Below are 18702 nucleotides of genomic sequence, written 5' to 3' on the forward strand. Positions count from 1 at the left end.
GGGACGGTCTGCGGGCCACGGTGTTCCGGCGCCGGTCGGGGACCGGTCGTCGGTGGACGCGTGGACGGGGTCCGTCGGGGAGTTCCTGCTATCGCGTTCGGAAGCGGGGGAGGCCGCCTCATCGGGGTGCTCAGTCCATGGCGGCTCCTTTCACCGGGGGCGTGGGGGAGGGAGACGGAGGAGGTTCCGAGGTGGTGATCGAACGGAGGAAGGCCAGACCGTCGACAGCGAGGGCGTCCTGGGAGGCGGCCAGGGGCCGCCATATGGACGCCGCCGTGGCGACGCTCACATTGTGCGCTGTGAACGACTCGATCACCAGGGGTCCCGGGTAACCGGATTCATCTAGTTTTGTCACGATCTGTAACCAGTCCAGGTGATCGGCGCCGGGCGTTCCTCGGTCATTCGCACAAACCTGGACGTGGTGGATGCGCCCGGCGGCCCGGGAGATCGCCTCCGCCACATCCTTCTCCTCGATGTTCATGTGGTAGACGTCCAAGGCGAGACCGCAGTGTTCGGCGGGCAGGTCCGCGAGCGCCTCCAACGCCTGGTCCACCGTGTTGAGCACGCTGGTCTCGTACCTGTTCAGCGGCTCCACGGCGATCCGCACCCCTGCGGCCGACGCGTGGTCGACCACGGGGGCCAGAGCCTCGGTGAGCTCCGAGCGCAGCCCCGCCCGCTCTTTCGGGGACATGCGCCAGGTACGCCCCACCGAGGCATAGGCCGGACCCGCGACGACGGTGGAACCGACCTCCGCCGCGGCGTCGACGACCCGCCTGAGGTAGTCCCTGGTCCGTCGAACGGTGCCGGGATCGGTCGCCACGAGCTCCCTGCCCGGGGACATGACCAGGACGACGGTGGCGCCGAGCCCCAGATCGTCCAGGAGCGTCCGGGCGTGGGCGGGGTTCCAGTCGCCGATCTCCTCGACCGGCAGTTCCAGCACGTCGAACCCCCACCCCGCCACGCGGGGCGCGATCCGACGCAGTTCGGCGTCGGTGAGCGGTGACGTCCAGACCCAGGTGTCGACCCCCAGCGCGCGCATCCCTACCGGTCCACCCACGCCTCGGGGAAACCGGGCAGGTCCTCGCCGCCGAACTTCGCGTAGTGCAGGGAGGGCATCTCGGAGTTGCGCTCCAGGTAGTCGTCGAGCTCGTCCTGACGGATCGGCTCCTGCGGCAGGACCCACTCGGCCGGGACCTCCTCGCCCGCGAGGATCATGCCCGCCGCGAGCATCGGGGTGCGCCACTGGAAGTTGGAGTACACCGGGGCGATCGCCGTCAGCCCCTCCTCGTCCCACTTGCGCATGAAGCTGAGTTCGTCCTCGCCGGCGATCACCGGATAGGGGCGGCCGGCGTCCTCGAAGGCCTCCAGGCCCGCGACGGCCCCGTCTCCGGCGTCCATCCAGATGCCGTCGACCTCACCTCGTTGCAGGTGCTGGGAGACCAGGTCCTTGATCTGGGCCCCGTCGCCCTCGGTGAACTCGAAACCGAGCAGCTCCAGGTCGCTGTCGCCGAAGACCTGCTGGGCCGCGGCCCAGCGGTGTTCGAGCACGTCCACGCCGGGCAGGATCCGCAGGGCCAGGACGGTCGACCCCGGCTCCAGGTTCTCGACCAGGAACTCGGCGGCGTCGGCCCCGTAGGCGTAGCCGCCGATCGGGTGGATGAACGTGACCATGCAGTCGCTGTTCACGCCCCGGTCGAAGACGATCACCGGGACCCCGCTCTCGCAGGCGGTCTCCACCGCCGGGGTCAACGTGGCCGTCGTGGACGGGGAGATGATGATGGCGTCGCAGTCCCCGGAGTCCACGAACGCCTGGATGTCGGAGATCTGCTGGTTGTCGTCGTCGGCCGCGTCGGAGGAGGAGAAACCACCGATCCGCCCCTCCTCGATCAGCGCCTCCGCCTGTTGGCGCATGGTGATGGAGCCGGTGACCCGCCAGGGGTTGGACACCGAGGCGTTGGAGAAGCAGACCCGGGCGTTCTCGGGGTCGTCGATGGCGAACTCGGCGGTGTCGATCCATTCGGGCTCGATCGCCTGGGCCCAGGGCTCGGCGTCCGGGCCCTCGGGGGTGATCTCGCGCTGGGCGAGCTGCGCGTCGAACTCGGCCTGGTCGAACCACTCGGCGTCCGGGGTCGTGGCGGCGCCGTTCTCTCCGCCGGCGCCGTCCGCCCCCTCGGGGGCGTCGGTCGTACAGGCGGTGAGCAGCAGGGTCAGGCCGGCGGCGCCGGCGAGGAACGCGGGGGGTAGGCGCATGGGGGTTACCTCCGGGAAGGGTCGAGCGGTCGATCGTTCGGGTGGACCGGCCGCCGTCGCGCGTGTCTCGGCGGTCTCCGGTCGCCACGGCGCGAGGCGTAGGCCACGGCCGCGATGATGATGAGCCCCTGCGCCGCCGGCTGGATGGTCGAGGGCAGGTAGAGCTGGTTGAACAGGGTGAAGAGCGCTTCGACGGTGAGCGCGCCGAGTACGGCCGCGATGACGCTCCCGCGACCGCCGCCCAACACCACCCCGCCGAGGACGACGGCCGTGATGGCGGTGAACTCCAGCCCCTGGCCGACCTGGGCGGTGACCCCGGCGAAGCCGCCGATGAGGATGGCCGCCACGGTGGCCGCCAGGGACGAGCCGACGAAGGCCAGGGTGCGCACCCGTCGTACGCGGACCCCGGAGAAGGCGGCGGCGGTGTCGTTGTCGCCGGTGGCCATCAGGGAACGTCCATAGGGCGAGCGCATGAGGAGGACCGCGCCGACCGTCAGGACCGCAGCGATCACCAACGCCCAGGGCAGTTGGCCGATGACGGGCACGCCGTCGAGGCCGTGCCGGCCGAACACCCGGAACCCCTCCGACAGGGCCCCGGTGGGCGCGCCGCCCGTCCAGTAGCGCACGGCGCCGAACAGGATCAGCATCGTGCCGAGGGTGGTGATGATCGACGGGACCCTCAACACCGTGGTGATCAGGCCGTTGACCAGCCCCACGACGAGACCGAAGAGCAGCATCAGGCCGATGACCGGCAGGGTCGAGGCCTCGTCGCCGTCGATCAACCGGGCCGCGATCACCACCTGCGCGCCCACCAGGGAGCCGACCGAGAGGTCGAACTCGCCGGAGACGATCACCAGGTACTGGCCGAGCGCGAGCACGACCAGGGGCGCCGCCTTCTTCGCGAACGCCATCAGCGGCGGGCCTTCGAAGAACGACGGGTTCTGTACGGCGATGACCAGGAAGATCAAGGTCAGTAGGACGGCCACGGTCCCGGTGCCGCCGCGGAGGGCGGACGACAGGGCGCCGGGGGAGAGGCGGGTCGGGCGGGTCATCGGTCTCCTCCCCGGGCCGAGGGCGTCGCCGTCGGGGGTGGTGGGGGCGGGGGAGCCGGTGGTGCGCCACCGGAGGTGAAACGGGGCCGGACGGAGGTGCGCCCGTGTCGCCCTCGGGCGTAGACGGCCACCGCGGCGATGACGATGGCGCCGCGCAGCACGTCCTTGACGAAGGGGTCGACCGAGAGCGTGTTGAACACCGTGTCCAGGGTGGCGAGGATGAACACCCCCGCCATGGTCCCGGCCACCCCGCCGCGTCCGCCCAGCAGATAGGTGCCGCCGAGCACGACCGCGGCGATGGCCTCCAGTTCGTAGCCGTTGTTGTAGACCAGCGTGTTGCCGGTGCCGAAACGGGAGGCCAGGAGCAGTCCGGCGATCCCGGCCGTCATCGAGCACAGCACGTGCGCGGTGATCACGGGGATCTCGGGACGGATCCCGGAGAGCCGGGCCACCTCGGAGTCCCCGCCCACCGCGTACATGTGGAAGCCCATCCGGGTACGCCGCAGGAAGAGGATCGCGAGCACCGCCAGAGCCAGCATGACCAGTGTGGACACCGGGAGCACGCCGATCCGGGAGAGCCCGAACGTCTGGAACTCGGCGGGTATCGACCCGGCCGGCCCCTGGAACCGTGTGTCGAGGTAGCCCTTGATGAGCAGCCCCGTCCCCAGGGTGGTGATGAAGGGGTTGACCCGCAGACGGGTGACGACGAGCCCGTTGACCAGGCCGATGAGGGCCGCCAGCCCCAGGGTGGCGCCGATGCCGAGGACGATCCGGGAGGGGTCCCCGGCCATGACGATCGCCGAGACCATCGTGGACAGGGCGGCGACGTAGCCGACCGACAGGTCGAGGGAGCGGCACAGGATCACCAGGGTCTGGCCGATGGCCAGGAAGCCCAGCAGGCTGCCCCTGGTGAACAGGTCCACCGTGTTGGCGGCGGTGAACAGGTGGGATCCCTGGAAGGCCACGAAGAGCGAACCGATCACCAGGACGCCCGCCAGGGCCGCGTAGACCGCTCCGGTGGTGCCGGCCCGATCCAGGAGGTCTCTCAGAGGTGAAGGGGAGGGGGTCATGAGACGGCCTCCCTCGCGGCGCCGGTCGCCAGGGCCATCACGGTCTCCTCGTCGGAGCCGCCCGGCAGTTCTCCCGCCACCCGGCCGTCGTCGAGCACGACCAGGCGATCGGACATACCGATCAGCTCGGGGAGTTCGGAGGAGATGAGGAGGACGGCCACACCCGCGGCGGCCAACTCGCGCATCAGCGTGTAGACGGCCTGCTTGGCGCCCACGTCGATCCCCCGGGTGGGCTCGTCCAGCACCATGACACCGGGGTCGGTGACCAGCCACTTGGCCAGCACCACCTTCTGCTGGTTGCCGCCGGACAGGTACCGGACCTCCTGGCGAGGGCCGCCCCGTGCCACCAGTTCCAGGGAGGAGAGGAGGCCGGGGACGCGCGCGGCGCGTCGGGCGGAACCGAACGGGTTCACGGCGTCCAGGACGAGACGGGCGTTGGCCGTGACGGACTGTTCGAGCGCCAGTCCCTGGGCCTTGCGGTCCTCGGTGACCAGGGCCAGTCCGGCGCGGATCGCCCGGCGCGGCGAGCGCGGATCGACCCGCCGCCCGTCGACGTGGACCTCGCCCCGGGTGAACCGGTCGACGCCGAACAGGGCGTGCGCGATCTCGGTGCGGCCGCTGCCCTGGAGCCCGGCCAGGCCGACGATCTCGCCGCCGCGCACCTCCAGGTCGATCCCGTCCAACCGGGTGTTGCCGCCGCCGGAGACCGCCAGGCGCACCCGGCCCACGTGCTCGCCGTGCGGTTCGAGCCGTTCGGGGAAGACCGAGGAGACGGGGCGTCCCACCATCCTGCGCACCAGGTCGGCGGGGGCGATGTCGTCGGCCGGGACGGTGTCGACCCGATGGCCGTCCTTGAGGACGGTGATGGTGTCGGCCAGGTCGAAGATCTCCTTGAGCCGGTGGGAGACGTAGAGGACGCCCACGCCGCGTTCGCGCAGACGGGCGATGATCCGGTAGAGGACCTCGACCTCGTGGTCGGCCAGGGCCGCCGTCGGCTCGTCCATGGAGATGACGCGCGCGTCGTGGGAGAGCGCCTTGACGATCTCCACCACCTGCTGTTCGGCCACGGACAGATGCCGGACCCTCGCCCTGGGGGAGATGCCCTCCAGGCCCAGGTCGTCGAGCAGCTCGGCGGTGGTCCGCTCCATGGCCCGGTCGTCCACCAGCCCCCGGGAGAGGATCTCCCGCCCCAGGAACACGTTCTGGGCGACGGTCCGCTCCGGGAGCAGGTTGAACTCCTGGAACACGGTGGACACACCGGCGCGGCGGGCCCGCGAGGGGTGGTCGAAGGAGACCTCCGCGCCGTCGATCTCGATCCGCCCGCCGTCGGGTCGGTGCACCCCGGCCAGCACCTTCATCAGCGTGGACTTGCCCGCGCCGTTCTCACCGACCAGGGCGTGCAGCTCCCCGGAACGCAGCTCCAGGTCGACACCGTGCAGGACTCGTACGCCCAGGAAGGATTTGTCGATGCCGGTCATTCTGAGCAGGGGCGCGGCGTTCACGTGGGATCCGCCTCGTCCGTGGGCGGGACGTCGACCCATCGCCGTTCCCGTGCCGAGAGCAGGACGGCCTCGGCGAGGACGGCGGCCCGCAGGCCGTCGGCGAAGACCGGGAGTCCCTCCGGCCGATGTCCGGCGATGGCGGCCGCGGTGTCGGCGATCAGCGCGTTGAAGCAGTCCTGATAGCCCTGCGGATGGCCGACGGGGAGCCGCACCATGCGGGCCGCCTCGGCGCTGAGGCCGGGGTCGTCCCGGGAGACGGTGCCGGTCCGGGCGCGTTCGCCCGACCACAGGGTCTCGGGTCGTTCCTGGTCGAAGCGCAGGGACCCCTCGGTTCCGGAGACCTCGAGGAACAGCTGGTTCTTGCGTCCCGGCGACACCTGGCTGATCACCGCCGTGCCGATCGCCCCGCCCGCGGTGGTGAACTGGAACGACGCCAGATCCTCGGTGGTGACGGACCGACCGCCGTCCGTCCCCCGGGAGTCGGTGATCCGCGAGGTCTGGGCGCTGACCGCGGTGACGCGGTCCCCGGTGACGAACTCGAGCATGTCGCACCAGTGCGAACCGATGTCCCCGAAGGCCCGGGTGGGGCCGCCGATGTCCGGATCGACCCTCCAGTTGTCCTCCTCGGGGGAGAGGAACCAGTCCTGGAGGTAGCCGCCGTGCGCCAGCCCGACCCTGCCGAGGGAGCCGGCGGCCACCCGGGCCCGGGCCTCGCGGGCCATGGGATGGAAGCGGTAGACGAAGGGGACCACGGCGACCCGCCCGCCCTCTCGGGCGCTCTGTGTGAGTTCGCGCGCGGTGGCGGCGTCGGTGGCCAGGGGTTTCTCGCAGACCACGTGCTTGCCGGCGGCCAGCGCCGCCCGCGTCAGCGGGGCGTGCAGATGGTTGGGGGTGCACACGTGCACCACGTCCACGTCGGGGTCGTGGACGAGTTCGAGGGCGTCCGAGTGGGCTCGGGCGATGCCGTGGGAGGCGCGGAACCGTTCGGCCTTCGCATGGGAGGAACCGGCGACGCCGACGATCTCGCCGCCGAGGGCCCGGATCGCGTGGGAGTGGACCCGTCCCATGAAGCCGGTGCCGATGATCGCGGCTCGGTATGTCCGGGGGGTGGTCGGTCCGGACGTGGGGGCGTCCGGACTTGTGACCTTCTTCACTGACATGACGGAGACGTTACGTCGCACTTATGTCGATGGTCAAGCAAAAGTTGCCGCATCTGGACAAATTAGTTGGAGGGAGGAAGAGCAATAGATCCTGTGATTCACTGGTCACATGACGGAAGACGCGCTCACCGAACCGGGAAGGGCGGGGGCGGCCGGCCCACGCGCCTCCGGTAACCCCACCGCCGCCCCCGGCGCGGGAACCCTGCTCCGACTGCTCCGGGACGGTCGCCCCCGTACCCGCTCCGAACTGGCCTCCGTCACCGGTCTGGCCCGCTCCACGGTCACCCAGCGCGTCGACGCGTTGCTGGCCGGCGGGCTCATCGGACCGGCCGGAGAGGCGGTCTCGACCGGAGGCCGTCCGCCCACGACCTTCTCGTTCCGGCCGGAGGCGCGCGTCGTCCTCGCGGCCGACCTCGGCGCCACCCACGCGCGGCTGGCCCTCACCGACATGTCCGGGGCGGTCCTCGCCGAGGACCGCGCCGACCTCGACATCGCCCTGGGCCCCGAGCCCGTCCTGGACTGGGTCGTCGAGCACGGCCTGGCCCTGCTGGACGCGACGGGACGCGGAACCGACGAACTCCTCGGCCTCGGGATGGGCCTGCCCGGTCCGGTCGAGCACTCCGCCGGTCGGGCGGTCAACCCGCCGATCATGCCCGGGTGGGACCACTTCGACGTCTCCGGCCACGTCGAACGTCGTATCGAACGCCCCGTGCTCGTGGACAACGACGTCAACATCATGGCGGTCGGCGAACACCACGTCGCATGGCCCGACGCCGACCACCTGCTGTTCGTGAAGGTCGCCACCGGTATCGGCTGCGGCATCGTCAGCGAGGGCGGTGTCTATCGGGGCGCCCAAGGGGCGGCCGGGGACATCGGGCACATCCACGTCCCCAACGCCCGGGAACTCCCCTGCCGCTGTGGCAACACCGGCTGCCTGGAGGCGGTCGCCGGCGGGCACGCCCTGGCCGAGGCGCTCACCGCAGAGGGGGTTCCCGCCGCGGGGGCCCGCGACGTGGTGGAGCTGTCCCGGAACGGATCGATCCCGGCCCTGCGAGCGCTGCGTCAGGCCGGACGTGACATCGGCGAGGTCCTGGCCGCCGCCGTCAACATGTTCAACCCCTCGGTGATCGTCATCGGCGGGGTCCTGGCCCAGGCCGGCGACCACCTCCTCGCGGGAGCGCGGGAGATCATCTACCAGCGCTCACTGCCGCTGGCCACCGAGAACCTGCGCATCGTCTCCTCCAAGGCGGGGGAGGGCGCGGGGGTCGTCGGGGCGGCGGTCATGGTGATCGACCACTGTCTGAGCGCCCGCCACGTCGAGACCCTCGTCGCGGGTTCCTGACCTCATAGGACACCGAACACGGGGGAGGGGGCGGGACCCTTCTCGGGTCCCGCCCCCTCCCGCGTTCGTGCGCTAGATGTCGCGGTGGCCGTGGCGGGCGCGTTCCTCCTCGGCGCGCCTGTGCTCGTACTCGGCGTCATCGTCCATCGCGCGATAGCGCGTGGGGTCGTACTCCTCCTGCTCGATGTCGGGCAGGACACCCTCGTGTCGCAGCGCGGGGCGCTGCGGTGGGACGGGTCGGTCGCCGCGGCGACGGACGAGCGCGCTCCGGCCCACGCCGCTCAGCAGCGAGGCGATCGCGATACCGCAGACCAGGTTGATCAGTCCGGTCGCGATCTGGCTGGAGAGCTCGGCGCCCTGGGTGAAGGGCGTGACGGCCGCGATGGCCGTGGCCAGACCGACGATCCAGCCGAAGAACGAGAGCGCCCGCGGTGCCGACAGCAACAGCAGGTGCAGCAGCGCGGTCGCCAACAGGGCGACCATGCCCGCCATGAGCGCGTAGCCGACCGTTCCGGCGTCTCCCAGGTGGCCGGCCTCCTCGGGGGCCAACACCGGGATTCCGAACACCCCGCGGACGATCAGGGTCCCCGCGAAGATGACCAACGCGGCGACCACCGCGGTGGCCAGTCCGCCGGACCAGAGCCGGGTGACGTCGACGGCTCGTTCACTTCCGTTTTCGTTCATGCCGATATCCCCAAAAGAGGGCGCTAACTCGGTCGTAAGCCACATACCCGCAGCTCCGAGGCGGTAACCCACGCGTGGAACACTGGGGGCATGGCTCCTTTCGCGCACGCTCGCGTCAACCTGGACACGATCGCCTCCAATGCCCGGCTGCTCCGTGAGATCGCCGGCGGTACGCCCCTCATGGGCGTGGTCAAGGCCGACGGATACGGCCACGGCATGCTGCCCGTGGCGCGCGCCCTCATCACGGGTGGCGCCACCTGGTTGGGGACGGCCCTGATCAAGGAGGGGCTGGAGTTGCGCCGTGGCGGGATCACCGTCCCGGTGCTGTCCTGGATCGTTCCGCCGGGTGAAGCGGTGGGCGAGGCGATCGAGGCCGACATCGACCTGGGCGTCAGCGACCGCGCCGTCCTGGACACGGTGATCTCCGAGGCACGCCGTCTGGGACGGGTCGCGCGGGTCCAGCTCAAGGCCGACACCGGGTTGAACCGCGGTGGGGTCGCCGTCTCCGACTGGGAGTCGGTCGTGGAGATCGCGGCGCGCGCCGAGGAGGAAGGGGTCCTCAAGGTCAGCGGCGTCTGGTCGCACTTCGCCTGCGCCGACGAGCCCGGCCACCCTTCGATCCGGGCACAGCTGGACGTGTTCGACCAGGCTCTGGCGTTGGTCGAGAAGGCGGGGCTGACCCCCGAGGTGCGGCACATCGCGAACTCGGCGGCGCTGCTCACCGTGCCCGAGGCCAGGTACGACCTGGTCCGCGGGGGGATCGCGAGTTATGGTCTCTGCCCGATCCCGGGTTTGGACGTGCCCGGATTGCGTCCCGCCATGACCCTGGAATCCAGGATCGCACTGACCAAGCGCGTCCCGGAGGGCAGCGGCGTCTCCTACGGACACCGGTACGTCACCGATCGTGAGACCACGCTGGCCGTGGTGCCGCTGGGCTACGCCGACGGCGTCCCCCGCGCCGCGACCAACAAGGGTCCCGTGTTCGTGGGAGGGCGCCGCCGGACCATCGCGGGAACAGTCTGCATGGACCAGTTCGTTGTGGATGTCGAGGACGACGCCGTGGAGGCGGGCGAGTACGCGGTACTGTTCGGCGACCCGGCCGAGTCCCCGGGTGTCCCGACCGCCGAGGAATGGGCCGAGGTCCTGGACACCATCCCGTACGAGATCGTCACGAGGATCGGCACCCGCGTGCCCCGGGAGTATGTCGGCGGTCACTGACGCACTCCCCGATATCGGTCACGAACCTCCTTCACCCGACCTAACCTGGGTGAAGAGGGAACTTCGGCGCGTCCGATCGTCGATCGATCCACCACCCGAACAAGCTGCGAGCCCGATGACAGACACCACAGCCACCACAGCGGGCGTGTCCCACGTCCACACGGTCACCGCCGCGACGGACGACGCCATGCGCACGCTCGGCCGTGACCTCGCCGCCCTCGCCCGCCCCGGAGACCTGCTGATCCTCTCCGGGCCGCTGGGCGCGGGCAAGACCACCTTCACCCAGGGCCTGGGTGAAGGCCTGGGCGTGCGGGGGGCGGTCACCTCTCCGACCTTCATCATCTCCCGGATCCACCCCTCCCTGGCGGAGGGCCCGGCCCTCGTCCACGTGGACGCCTACCGTCTGGGCGGCCCCGAGGAGATCGACGACATCGACCTGGACATGACCCTCCCCGACTCCGTCACCGTCGTCGAGTGGGGCGAGGGCGTGGCCGAGGGGCTGGCCGACGATCGGCTGGAGATCCGCATCGAACGCCACCCCGACGACACCCGCACCGTCCACCTGCGCCCGGTCGGCGCCCGGTGGGCCGACATCGAACTGCCCGGCACCGCCGCCGGGCGCGGATAGGCGGAACACCCGTGTTGCTCCTGGCCTTCGACACCGCCACCCCGGCGGTCACCGCGGCGATCGGCGAGACCGACGCCGACGGCGCCTTCACCCTTCGAGCGAGCGCGAGCTCGGTCGACGCGCGTCGCCACGGCGAGCTCCTGACCCCCACGGTGCGCGACCTGCTCACCGAGTCCGGACTCGCCCTGACCGACCTCGACCACATCGCGGTGGGCGTCGGCCCCGGCCCCTACACGGGCCTGAGGGTCGGCCTGGCCACCGGGCACGCGCTCGCGGACGCCCTGGGCATCCCCTGCCACGGCGTGGTCACCCTGGACGCCCTGGCCTTCGCCACCGGACGTGACGAGCCCTTCCTCGGCATGACCGACGCCCGCCGCAAGGAGGTGTTCTGGGCGCGTTACGACGACCACCTCACCCGGGTGGGCGAGGTCCGGGTCGCCCGGCCCGCCGAGATCGACACCGAGGGGCTGCCCCTGATCGGCGACGGCGCCCGCATGTACTCCGAGGTCCTGGGCGCCCCCGCCGAGGAACCGCTGCTGCCGGACGCCGCCGCCATGGCCGAACTCGCCTTGAGGCGTCTGCGCCTCGGCGAGAAGCTCCCCGCCCCCGACCCCCTCTACCTGCGCCGTCCCGACGCCGTCGAGCCCGGCGCCCCGAAGAAGGTCCGCCAGTGGGTGAAGTGACCGTGACGCCGTCCCTGCGACGGATGACCACCGACGACGTGCCCGCCGTCATGGAGTTGGAGCGGGCCCTGTTCCCCCTCGACGCCTGGAGCGAGGGCATGCTCCGCGACGAGCTCGCCGAGACGAGCACCCGCCACTACGTGGTGGCCGAGGCCGAGGACACGATCGTCGGCTACGCCGGGCTGCGCTTCGTGCCGCCCGAGGGCGACGTACAGACCATGGCCGTGGCCGAGGGCTCCTGGGGCAGGGGCATCGGGCGCGCCCTGCTCACCGGGCTCCTCGACCGGGCCGCCGAGTACGGCGTCACCCACATGTTCCTGGAGGTGCGTTCGGACAACCCGCGCGCGCAGGAGCTGTACCGACGGTTCGGCTTCGTCGAGATCGGCGTCCGCCGGGGCTACTACAAGGGCGCGGACGCCATCGTCATGCGGCGCGTCGCCGAGAGGGGAAGCCATGAGTGAGCCGTTGATCCTCGGGATCGAGTCGTCCTGCGACGAGACCGGGGTGGCGCTGGTCCGAGGCTGCGAGCTGCTCGGTGACTCGGTGGCCTCCAGCGTCGACCAGCACGTCCGCTTCGGCGGAGTGGTCCCCGAGGTGGCCAGCCGCGCCCACCTGGAGGCCATGACGCCCACCGTGCGACGGGCCCTGGACAACGCCGGGGTCACCCTCGCCGACGTCGACGCGATCGCCGTCACCGCGGGACCCGGCCTGGCCGGAGCCCTCCTGGTGGGGGTCTCGGCGGCCAAGGCCTACGCCATGGCGCTGGACAAGCCGCTGTACGGGGTCAACCACCTGGTCGGTCACGTGGCGGTGGACCAGCTGGAGCACGGGCCGCTGCCCAAGCCGTCGATCGCCCTCCTGGTCTCCGGCGGCCACACCTCGCTGCTGCTCGTCAACGACCTGGCCACCGACGTGGTCTCGCTCGGCGACACGGTCGACGACGCCGCCGGCGAGGCCTACGACAAGGTCGCCCGCCTGCTGGAGCTGCCCTACCCGGGCGGCCCGCCGATCGACCGGGCCGCCCAGAAGGGCGACCCCAAGTCCATCCGCTTCCCGCGCGGCAAGTGGGGCGACGGCACCTACGACTTCTCCTTCTCGGGGCTCAAGACCGCCGTGGCCCGGCACGTGGAGGACGCCGACCGCAGGGGCGAGCCGTTGGTGGTCGCCGACATCGCCGCCGGCTTCCAGGAGTCGGTGGTGGACGTGCTCACCCGCAAGGCGGTCGACGCCTGCGTGGAGCACGGCGTGAGCACGCTGGTGATCAGCGGCGGAGTGGCGGCCAACTCGGCGCTGCGCGCCCTGGCCGAACAGCGCTGCGCCGAGGCCGGGATCGAACTGCGGGTCCCGCGTCCGCGTCTGTGCACCGACAACGGCGCGATGATCGCCGCCCTGGGCGCCGAGGTGGTGAAGGCGGGGCTGCCGCCGTCGTCCCTGAGCCTGGCCACGGACACGTCGCTTCCGGTGGGATCGCCGCTGGCGGTGTGAACCGTCTCCCGCCCACGAGGGCCCCGTCGCGTCCACCGCGACGGGGCCCTCGACGTTCCCCCGAACCCGGGCGGGGGCTGGAATCGACGCCCGGGCCCGTGGTTGGCTACGGGCATGTTCGCCATCACCGCAGCCCGTATCGCGCCCGACGACCCCCTCTCCGGCCTGGAGGCCGGCGAGCGCCCCGACCCCGAACCCCGTGAGGGATGGACGACGGTCCGGGTCAAGGCCGCCTCGCTCAACCATCACGACCTCTGGAGCCTGCGCGGCGTCGCCCTGGGGGAGGACCGGCTCCCGATGATCCTGGGCGGGGACGCCGCCGGGATCGACGAGAACGGCGACGAGGTCATCGTGCACAGCGTGATCACCGAACCCGCCGCACCGGGGACCACCCCGCGTTTCTCCCTCCTGTCGGAGCACTACGACGGCACCTTCGCCGAGAAGGTGCTCGTCCCCAAGGCCAACCTCCTCCCCAAGCCCGCCGAACTGTCCTTCGAGGAGGCCGCCTGTCTGCCCACGGCCTGGCTGACCGCCTACAGCATGCTCTTCGACAAGGCCGACCTGCGGCCCGGATCGACGGTGCTGGTGCAGGGGGCCGGCGGCGGGGTGTCGGTGGCGCTCATCAAGCTCGCCGCCCAGGTCGGCCATCGCGTGTACGTGACCAGTAGGGACGAGGACAAACGGGCGAAGGCCCTGGAACTGGGCGCCTACGCGGCCCTGCCCTCGGGGGAGCGGCTGCCCGAGCGGGTGGACGTGGTGTTCGACTCGGTCGGCCAGGCCACCTGGAGGCACTCGGTCCGTTCGCTGAAGCCGGGCGGTGCCATCGTCACCTGCGGCGCCACCAGCGGAGACGCCCCGCCCGCCGAGCTGACCAGGGTGTTCTTCCTCCAGCTGCGGGTGCTGGGTTCGACCATGGGCACCTGGGAGGAGCTGCGGGCCCTGACCGAGATGTGCGTGCGCACCGGTCTGCGACCCGAGATCGACCGGGTCCTGCCGCTGAAGGACGCCGCCGAGGGCTTCCGCGCCATGGCCCAGGGCGATGTCTTCGGCAAGATCGTCTTCACGAACTGACCCGGTCCGACCATCGGAACGGGGCGGGGCCCGGAGCGTTCGTCGCTCCGGGCCCCGCGTGCTCCTCCGTGAGGGGAGGATCGATCACTCGTCGTCGTCCTCGTCGCGGCGGCGCTTCTTCTTGCCGTCACGACCGGGGCGCAGCAGGGCCTCGGCCAGGGCGAGCACCGTCTCCTCCAGCGAGGAGAACCGCTTGGTGATGTCGTCGTGCGAGTTCTCGACCGCCTCGGTGACGGTCTCCTCGAACTCGTGACGGTCGGGACGCTGCTTGAGCTCGCGCAGGACCGGCTCGACCGCCGAGACGACGTGCGCGTCGATCTCGTCGAGCCTGCCCGAGTGGTCGAGGAGGGGGCGGTCGACCAGCTCGGTGAGGCGACGGTGCACCTCGCTGACCTCCAGGGTCTGCGGGAGCTGGTTGAGACGCTGGTTGAGGGCCTCCAGGCGGTCGTCGATGGCCTCCATGCGGCCGTCGACGCCCTCGAAGTGTCCGCTGACGCCCTCGAACTTGCCCTCGACCCCGTTGACACGGCCGTCCAGGCCGTCCAGCCGGCCGTTGACCCCGTCGAGTCGACCGTCGACCCGGTCGATCTTGCCCTCGACGCTCTCGAAGCTGCCCTCGAAGTGGCCTTCGAAGGTGTCGAAGCGGTCGGTCAGGCGGCCCAGCTCGTGGTCGACCTTGCCGGTGATCTGCGACAGGTGGTTGTCCACCTTGCCGTTGAGGGCCTCGCGGTGACGCTCCAGCCGCTCGTCGAGCGCCGTCCGGTGGGTCTCGCCCTGCTCGGTGAGGGACTCGGCGAGGGTCCGGTGGCGCTCCTCGGTCTCGGTGGAGAGCCTGTCGTGGGCCTCCTGGACGAAGGTACGCAGCCGGGTGAGGTCGGAGGCGACCTTCTCGCCGTCCTCGGCGACCCGCGCGGCCAAGGCGTCGGTCCGCTCGGTCACGGACTCGCGCAGGCTCGTGGCGGTGGCCTCGGCGTGCTCCCGGGTCTCGGTGCGACCCAGCTCGATCTGTTCGTCGAGCTCGGCCAGCCGCTGACGCAGGTGGGTGCGCAGCTCGGTGAGGGAGGACTCGTGGGTCTCCCGCATCTTGGTGAGGGTGCCGGTGAGGTCCGCGACGGCGGCGGTGGCCTCGGCGTGGTTCTCGTCGGCCTGGGTGCTGAGGTGGCCGACGTTCTCGGTGAGCTTGGTGGTGAGGGCCTCGTCGCGCGCGGCGGCGGCGGTCTCGGTGGCCTCGATCCTGCCGGTGAGGGCCTCGTGGCGTTCGGTGGAGGTGGTCTCCAGCGCCTTGATCCGCTCGGTCAGGCCCGTGTGCCGTTCCTCGGCGGCGGTGCCGGCCTCGGTGAGCCTGGTGGTGAGGGCTTCGTGGCGTTCGGTGGAGGCGGTCTCCAGTGCCTCGACCCGCTCGGTCAGGCCCGTGTGCCGCTCTTCGGCGGCGGTGCCGAGCGCCGTGAGCCCCTCGGAGAGGGTCTCGTACCGCTCGCCCAGTTCGCCGGTGTTCTCCTGGAGACGCTCCAGCAGGATCCGGCTCTGCTCGGAGGTGCTCTCCTCCACCAGGGAGCGCAGTTCGGCCGTGCGCTCCGTCAGGGCGGTGGTGAGCTCCTCGCCGAGCCTGACACCGGTGGCGTTCAGCTCCTCGCGGCTCTCGCGGACGGCGGTGTCCAGGGTCTCCCGGCTCCGCTCGATGGCCTCGGCGAGCTCGTCCTTGCTCTCGGCCAGGGTGGTGCGGACCGTGGTGGTCAGCTCCTCGTGGCGTTCCCCGAGGGCGGTGTCCACGGCGCCGAGCGAGGTCTCGATGGCCTCGGTCCGCTCGTTCAGCCTCTTCAGGGCGGCGTCGAGGGCGTCCAGACGGGTCCCGAAGGTCTCGCCCAGTTCGGTGACGCGCTCGCCGACCTCGGAGAGCTGCTCGGCGGTCTTGGTCCCCGTCTCGGCCATGCGCTGGAGCCGGGTCAGCGCGGTGTCGAGGTGACCGGCGATGCGGTTGGTGTCGGCCCGGAGGGAGGACATGTCCGACAGGGGCTTGACCTGTCGTCCGACGACCTCGATGTGCTCGGCGAGAGCCTCGGCCCACTCCGGGGGGCGGGCCATGAAGTCGTCGATGCGTCCGTCGACCGCGGTGATCGACTCGGCCAGAGAGACGAGTTCGCGCTCGCGCAGCTCGCGCAGCAGCCACTCCATGCCCTCGAGGCGCTGACGCATCTCCTCGTTGACGGCACCCTGGGACTTCTGTTCCGAGACGTGTTCCTGAGCGGCCTGGGACAGGAGGTCGCGCATCCGGTCGGAGACACCGGCCTGACCTCCCCCGTTGAGGAAGTTGTGATTGGTCTGTTCCACCGAGGTGCTCCTTATGGTTCTGGCGCTCCCGTCCGTACCCGGATTCATCGGACGGTGGAGAGGTACCGGGGGGACGGGTTCTCGATGGTCCCCGGGCGGGCGTGGTCACGCGCCGGTCGCGTCTCACCGTGATGAAAACGTGACCGTGCGTGCACACAGCGGGTGCGGGTCGTCGCCGGACGAACCGCAGGGGAGCGGATCCGACGAGCGTGGCCTTCCGGGGGAGCCCATGAGAAGGGAAAGAATTCAGCGTTCGCCAGTTTAACGACATCCCTTGGGCGAGCCAGGGGAGACCGCCAAAGATGTCGGTGGGATAGGTAACGATATGGTTCCCGGCCGCCGTTTCGAATGCCGGAGGGCCGATCCGCACCCCGGGTCGAGGGTCCGCTCAGATCGCCTGTGGCGCGGGGATCTCACGACACAGCAGGTAGAAGGGCTTTTCTCCGATCCGGGTGAGGACGACGGTCATGGATTCCGGTCCGGAGGCCCGCAGATCACGGCGGAGTTTCTCGGTGTCCACCGCCGAACCACGTTTCTTGATCGTTATCGTTCCGGCCTTGTGCGATCGAATCGAAGAACGCAATCGCTTCAGGGAGAACGGCGCGAACTCGACGATCTCCAGCACGCGCCACAGAGCCGAGGCCTCCGCCCGCTCCGAGGTGAAGTAGGCGATGCGCTCGTCCAACAGCGCGCCGTCCACGCGTGCGGCCGCCTCCGCCACCAGGTGCGAACGCACCACGGCGGGGTCGGGGTCGTAGAGGTAGCGACGCGGGGCGTCCACCGGAGCCGGGCCGACGTCGGGGTCGGCGTCCAGGTGGGCGATCGCCCCCTCGCGTTCCAGCAGCCCCGGGCGTTCGTGCAGGACCGTCGCCCGCCGGCTCGGCCCCCCGGCCAGGGCCCCGAACCACAGGGCCGTCTCCTTCAGTTCCCCGTCCACCGAGATCCACTCGGCGGAGGCGGCGGGCGAGAGCACCTCGTGGGGGATCCCGGGGGCGGCCTTCAAGCAGGCCGCCTCGGCCCTCTCGGCCAGATCGGTGGCCACGTCCCACGAAGGGGAGTAGGCGGCCGGGTCGAACACCCGGCCACGACCGCCCCGACGGGCCGGGTCGCAGAACAGCAGGGGGTAGGCGCCCGGGGTCACGTCGTTCACGTCGCCCTCACGGACGCGGGCGTACGACTCCAGTCCGAGGGCCTCGATGTTGGCGCGGGCCACCGCCACCGTGAGGGGGTCGGCGTCCACCCCCTCGACCCTCACCCCCCGTTCGGCCAGGGCCAGCAGGTCCGCGCCGATCCCACAGCACAGGTCGCCCGCGTCCAGGGAGACGGCGGACGTCGCGGCGATCCTCGCCGCGCGATAGGCGGCCACCGAGCCCCGGGTGGATTGTTCGAGACCGTCGGGGGTGAAGAACATCCCCCGTGCGCGCTCTCCGAACTTGGCGCGCCCCCGCTCGCGCAGCCCCACCTGGGTCATCACGGCGTTGACCAGCTCGGAGACGGGGAGCTCCGGGGCCAGTGCGGCCACGGCCGGATCTTCGCGCAGGTGGGAGGCGGTCGCCAGCGGATTCCGGGCCGCCTCGGACGGATCCACGCCGGCGATGATCTCCCGCCCGGCGTCGGTGAGCAGGGCCGAGAAGGCGGGAAGGCGCATGGATCCTCCTGCGATGGGCACGACGGGGTAGGTGGCCGCCCCCTACGGGAGGGGTCCTCGCCACATTTCCATTCTGGCACTCTCGGGGGTAGAGTGCTAAACGCGACGAGGCCGGTCTGGCACCCGCGACGACAGGCCGCCGCGGTCGCCCCTTTTACATAGCCGGTCCGTGCCACCGCACGGGCCGATGTTCAGGACACCGAAACCTTGAAGGGGGAGGTCACACAGTGTCGACCGCCACCAAGACCGTGCTGAAGCCGCTCGAGGACCGCGTCGTGGTCAAGACCCTGGAGGCCGAGCAGACCACCGCCTCCGGTCTGGTCATCCCGGACACCGCCAAGGAGAAGCCCCAGGAGGGCGAGATCCTGGCCGTGGGTCCCGGTCGCCTCGACGACAACGGCAAGCGCGTCGCCCTCGATGTGAAGGTCGGCGACGTCGTCCTCTACAGCAAGTACGGCGGCACCGAGGTCAAGTACGACGGCCAGGAGTACCTGGTTCTCTCCGCTCGCGACCTGCTCGCGGTCGTCGAGAAGTAGTCCTCGGCTACTGAGCCCTCAACATCCCGCACCGGTCGGCCTTCG

17 protein-coding genes are annotated in these 18702 nt (G+C 71.1%); 8 read left to right on the forward strand and 9 right to left on the reverse strand.

Annotated elements, in window-relative coordinates:
• Positions 1–130: 130 nt before the first annotated feature.
• From TR33_RS16545 to TR33_RS16570, 6 genes are read right to left on the reverse strand one after another with little or no spacing between them, the layout of a single operon-like run.
• Positions 131–1039, reverse strand: a complete 909-nt coding sequence (locus TR33_RS16545) for a sugar phosphate isomerase/epimerase family protein (protein WP_017533330.1) — start codon at positions 1037–1039, stop codon at positions 131–133.
• Between the two features lie 2 nt (positions 1040–1041).
• Complete coding sequence (locus TR33_RS16550; RefSeq protein ID WP_017533331.1) at positions 1042–2250, reverse strand: substrate-binding domain-containing protein; 1209 nt, start codon at positions 2248–2250, stop codon at positions 1042–1044.
• Between the two features lie 5 nt (positions 2251–2255).
• Positions 2256–3302, reverse strand: a complete 1047-nt coding sequence (locus TR33_RS16555; RefSeq protein ID WP_017533332.1) for an ABC transporter permease — start codon at positions 3300–3302, stop codon at positions 2256–2258.
• The gene (locus TR33_RS16560; RefSeq protein ID WP_017533333.1) at positions 3299–4372 is read right to left on the reverse strand and encodes an ABC transporter permease; all 1074 of its coding nucleotides are present in this window, start codon (positions 4370–4372) and stop codon (positions 3299–3301) included. Before TR33_RS16560 ends, TR33_RS16555 begins: the two co-directional genes overlap by 4 nt.
• The gene (locus TR33_RS16565; protein ID WP_042284031.1) at positions 4369–5874 is read right to left on the reverse strand and encodes a sugar ABC transporter ATP-binding protein; all 1506 of its coding nucleotides are present in this window, start codon (positions 5872–5874) and stop codon (positions 4369–4371) included. Before TR33_RS16565 ends, TR33_RS16560 begins: the two co-directional genes overlap by 4 nt.
• Positions 5871–7028, reverse strand: coding sequence for a Gfo/Idh/MocA family protein (locus TR33_RS16570; protein ID WP_017533335.1), 1158 nt, complete (start codon positions 7026–7028; stop codon positions 5871–5873). Before TR33_RS16570 ends, TR33_RS16565 begins: the two co-directional genes overlap by 4 nt.
• A 115-nt stretch (positions 7029–7143) precedes the next feature.
• Between TR33_RS16570 and TR33_RS16575 the strand changes: the two genes are divergently transcribed.
• Positions 7144–8376 (forward strand): ROK family transcriptional regulator, encoded by a 1233-nt coding sequence (locus TR33_RS16575; RefSeq protein ID WP_017533336.1) that lies wholly within the window; start codon positions 7144–7146, stop codon positions 8374–8376.
• Positions 8377–8448: 72 nt separating this feature from the next.
• Here TR33_RS16575 and TR33_RS16580 read toward each other — a convergent pair whose 3' ends face one another.
• Positions 8449–9060, reverse strand: a complete 612-nt coding sequence (locus TR33_RS16580; RefSeq protein WP_014910172.1) for a DUF6069 family protein — start codon at positions 9058–9060, stop codon at positions 8449–8451.
• Between the two features lie 90 nt (positions 9061–9150).
• Here TR33_RS16580 and alr point away from each other — a divergent pair, with 90 nt between their 5' ends.
• From alr to TR33_RS16610, 6 genes are all read left to right on the forward strand, one after another.
• Positions 9151–10278 carry an alanine racemase gene (gene alr / locus TR33_RS16585; protein ID WP_042283974.1) on the forward strand — a complete coding sequence of 376 codons (1128 nt, stop codon included), beginning with the start codon at positions 9151–9153 and terminating at the stop codon, positions 10276–10278.
• A gap of 115 nt (positions 10279–10393) precedes the next feature.
• Positions 10394–10906, forward strand: coding sequence for a tRNA (adenosine(37)-N6)-threonylcarbamoyltransferase complex ATPase subunit type 1 TsaE (gene tsaE, locus TR33_RS16590; RefSeq protein ID WP_026124772.1), 513 nt, complete (start codon positions 10394–10396; stop codon positions 10904–10906).
• An 11-nt stretch (positions 10907–10917) separates the two neighbouring features.
• Positions 10918–11589: a tRNA (adenosine(37)-N6)-threonylcarbamoyltransferase complex dimerization subunit type 1 TsaB gene (gene tsaB, locus TR33_RS16595; RefSeq protein WP_017533339.1), complete on the forward strand. Its 672-nt coding sequence runs from the start codon at positions 10918–10920 to the stop codon at positions 11587–11589.
• Positions 11590–11612: 23 nt separating this feature from the next.
• Complete coding sequence (rimI, locus tag TR33_RS16600) at positions 11613–12050, forward strand: ribosomal protein S18-alanine N-acetyltransferase (protein WP_086003583.1); 438 nt, start codon at positions 11613–11615, stop codon at positions 12048–12050.
• The gene (gene tsaD / locus TR33_RS16605) at positions 12043–13074 is read left to right on the forward strand and encodes a tRNA (adenosine(37)-N6)-threonylcarbamoyltransferase complex transferase subunit TsaD (protein ID WP_017533341.1); all 1032 of its coding nucleotides are present in this window, start codon (positions 12043–12045) and stop codon (positions 13072–13074) included. The genes rimI and tsaD overlap by 8 nt, the downstream gene beginning before the upstream one ends.
• A gap of 114 nt (positions 13075–13188) precedes the next feature.
• The gene (locus TR33_RS16610; protein ID WP_017533342.1) at positions 13189–14145 is read left to right on the forward strand and encodes a zinc-binding dehydrogenase; all 957 of its coding nucleotides are present in this window, start codon (positions 13189–13191) and stop codon (positions 14143–14145) included.
• An 84-nt stretch (positions 14146–14229) separates the two neighbouring features.
• Here the strand turns inward: TR33_RS16610 and TR33_RS16615 are convergent, their stop codons facing one another.
• Together TR33_RS16615 and TR33_RS16620 are read right to left on the reverse strand one after the other, a co-directional pair.
• Positions 14230–16473: a hypothetical protein gene (locus TR33_RS16615; RefSeq protein WP_017533343.1), complete on the reverse strand. Its 2244-nt coding sequence runs from the start codon at positions 16471–16473 to the stop codon at positions 14230–14232.
• A 388-nt stretch (positions 16474–16861) separates the two neighbouring features.
• Positions 16862–18121, reverse strand: a complete 1260-nt coding sequence (locus tag TR33_RS16620) for a class I SAM-dependent methyltransferase (protein WP_017533344.1) — start codon at positions 18119–18121, stop codon at positions 16862–16864.
• Positions 18122–18348: 227 nt separating this feature from the next.
• Here TR33_RS16620 and groES point away from each other — a divergent pair, with 227 nt between their 5' ends.
• Positions 18349–18657: a co-chaperone GroES gene (groES, locus tag TR33_RS16625; RefSeq protein ID WP_014910929.1), complete on the forward strand. Its 309-nt coding sequence runs from the start codon at positions 18349–18351 to the stop codon at positions 18655–18657.
• Positions 18658–18702: the final 45 nt, after the last annotated feature.

This window comes from Nocardiopsis alba, assembly GCF_000710955.1.
In the GTDB taxonomy this organism is placed as follows: domain Bacteria; phylum Actinomycetota; class Actinomycetes; order Streptosporangiales; family Streptosporangiaceae; genus Nocardiopsis; species Nocardiopsis alba.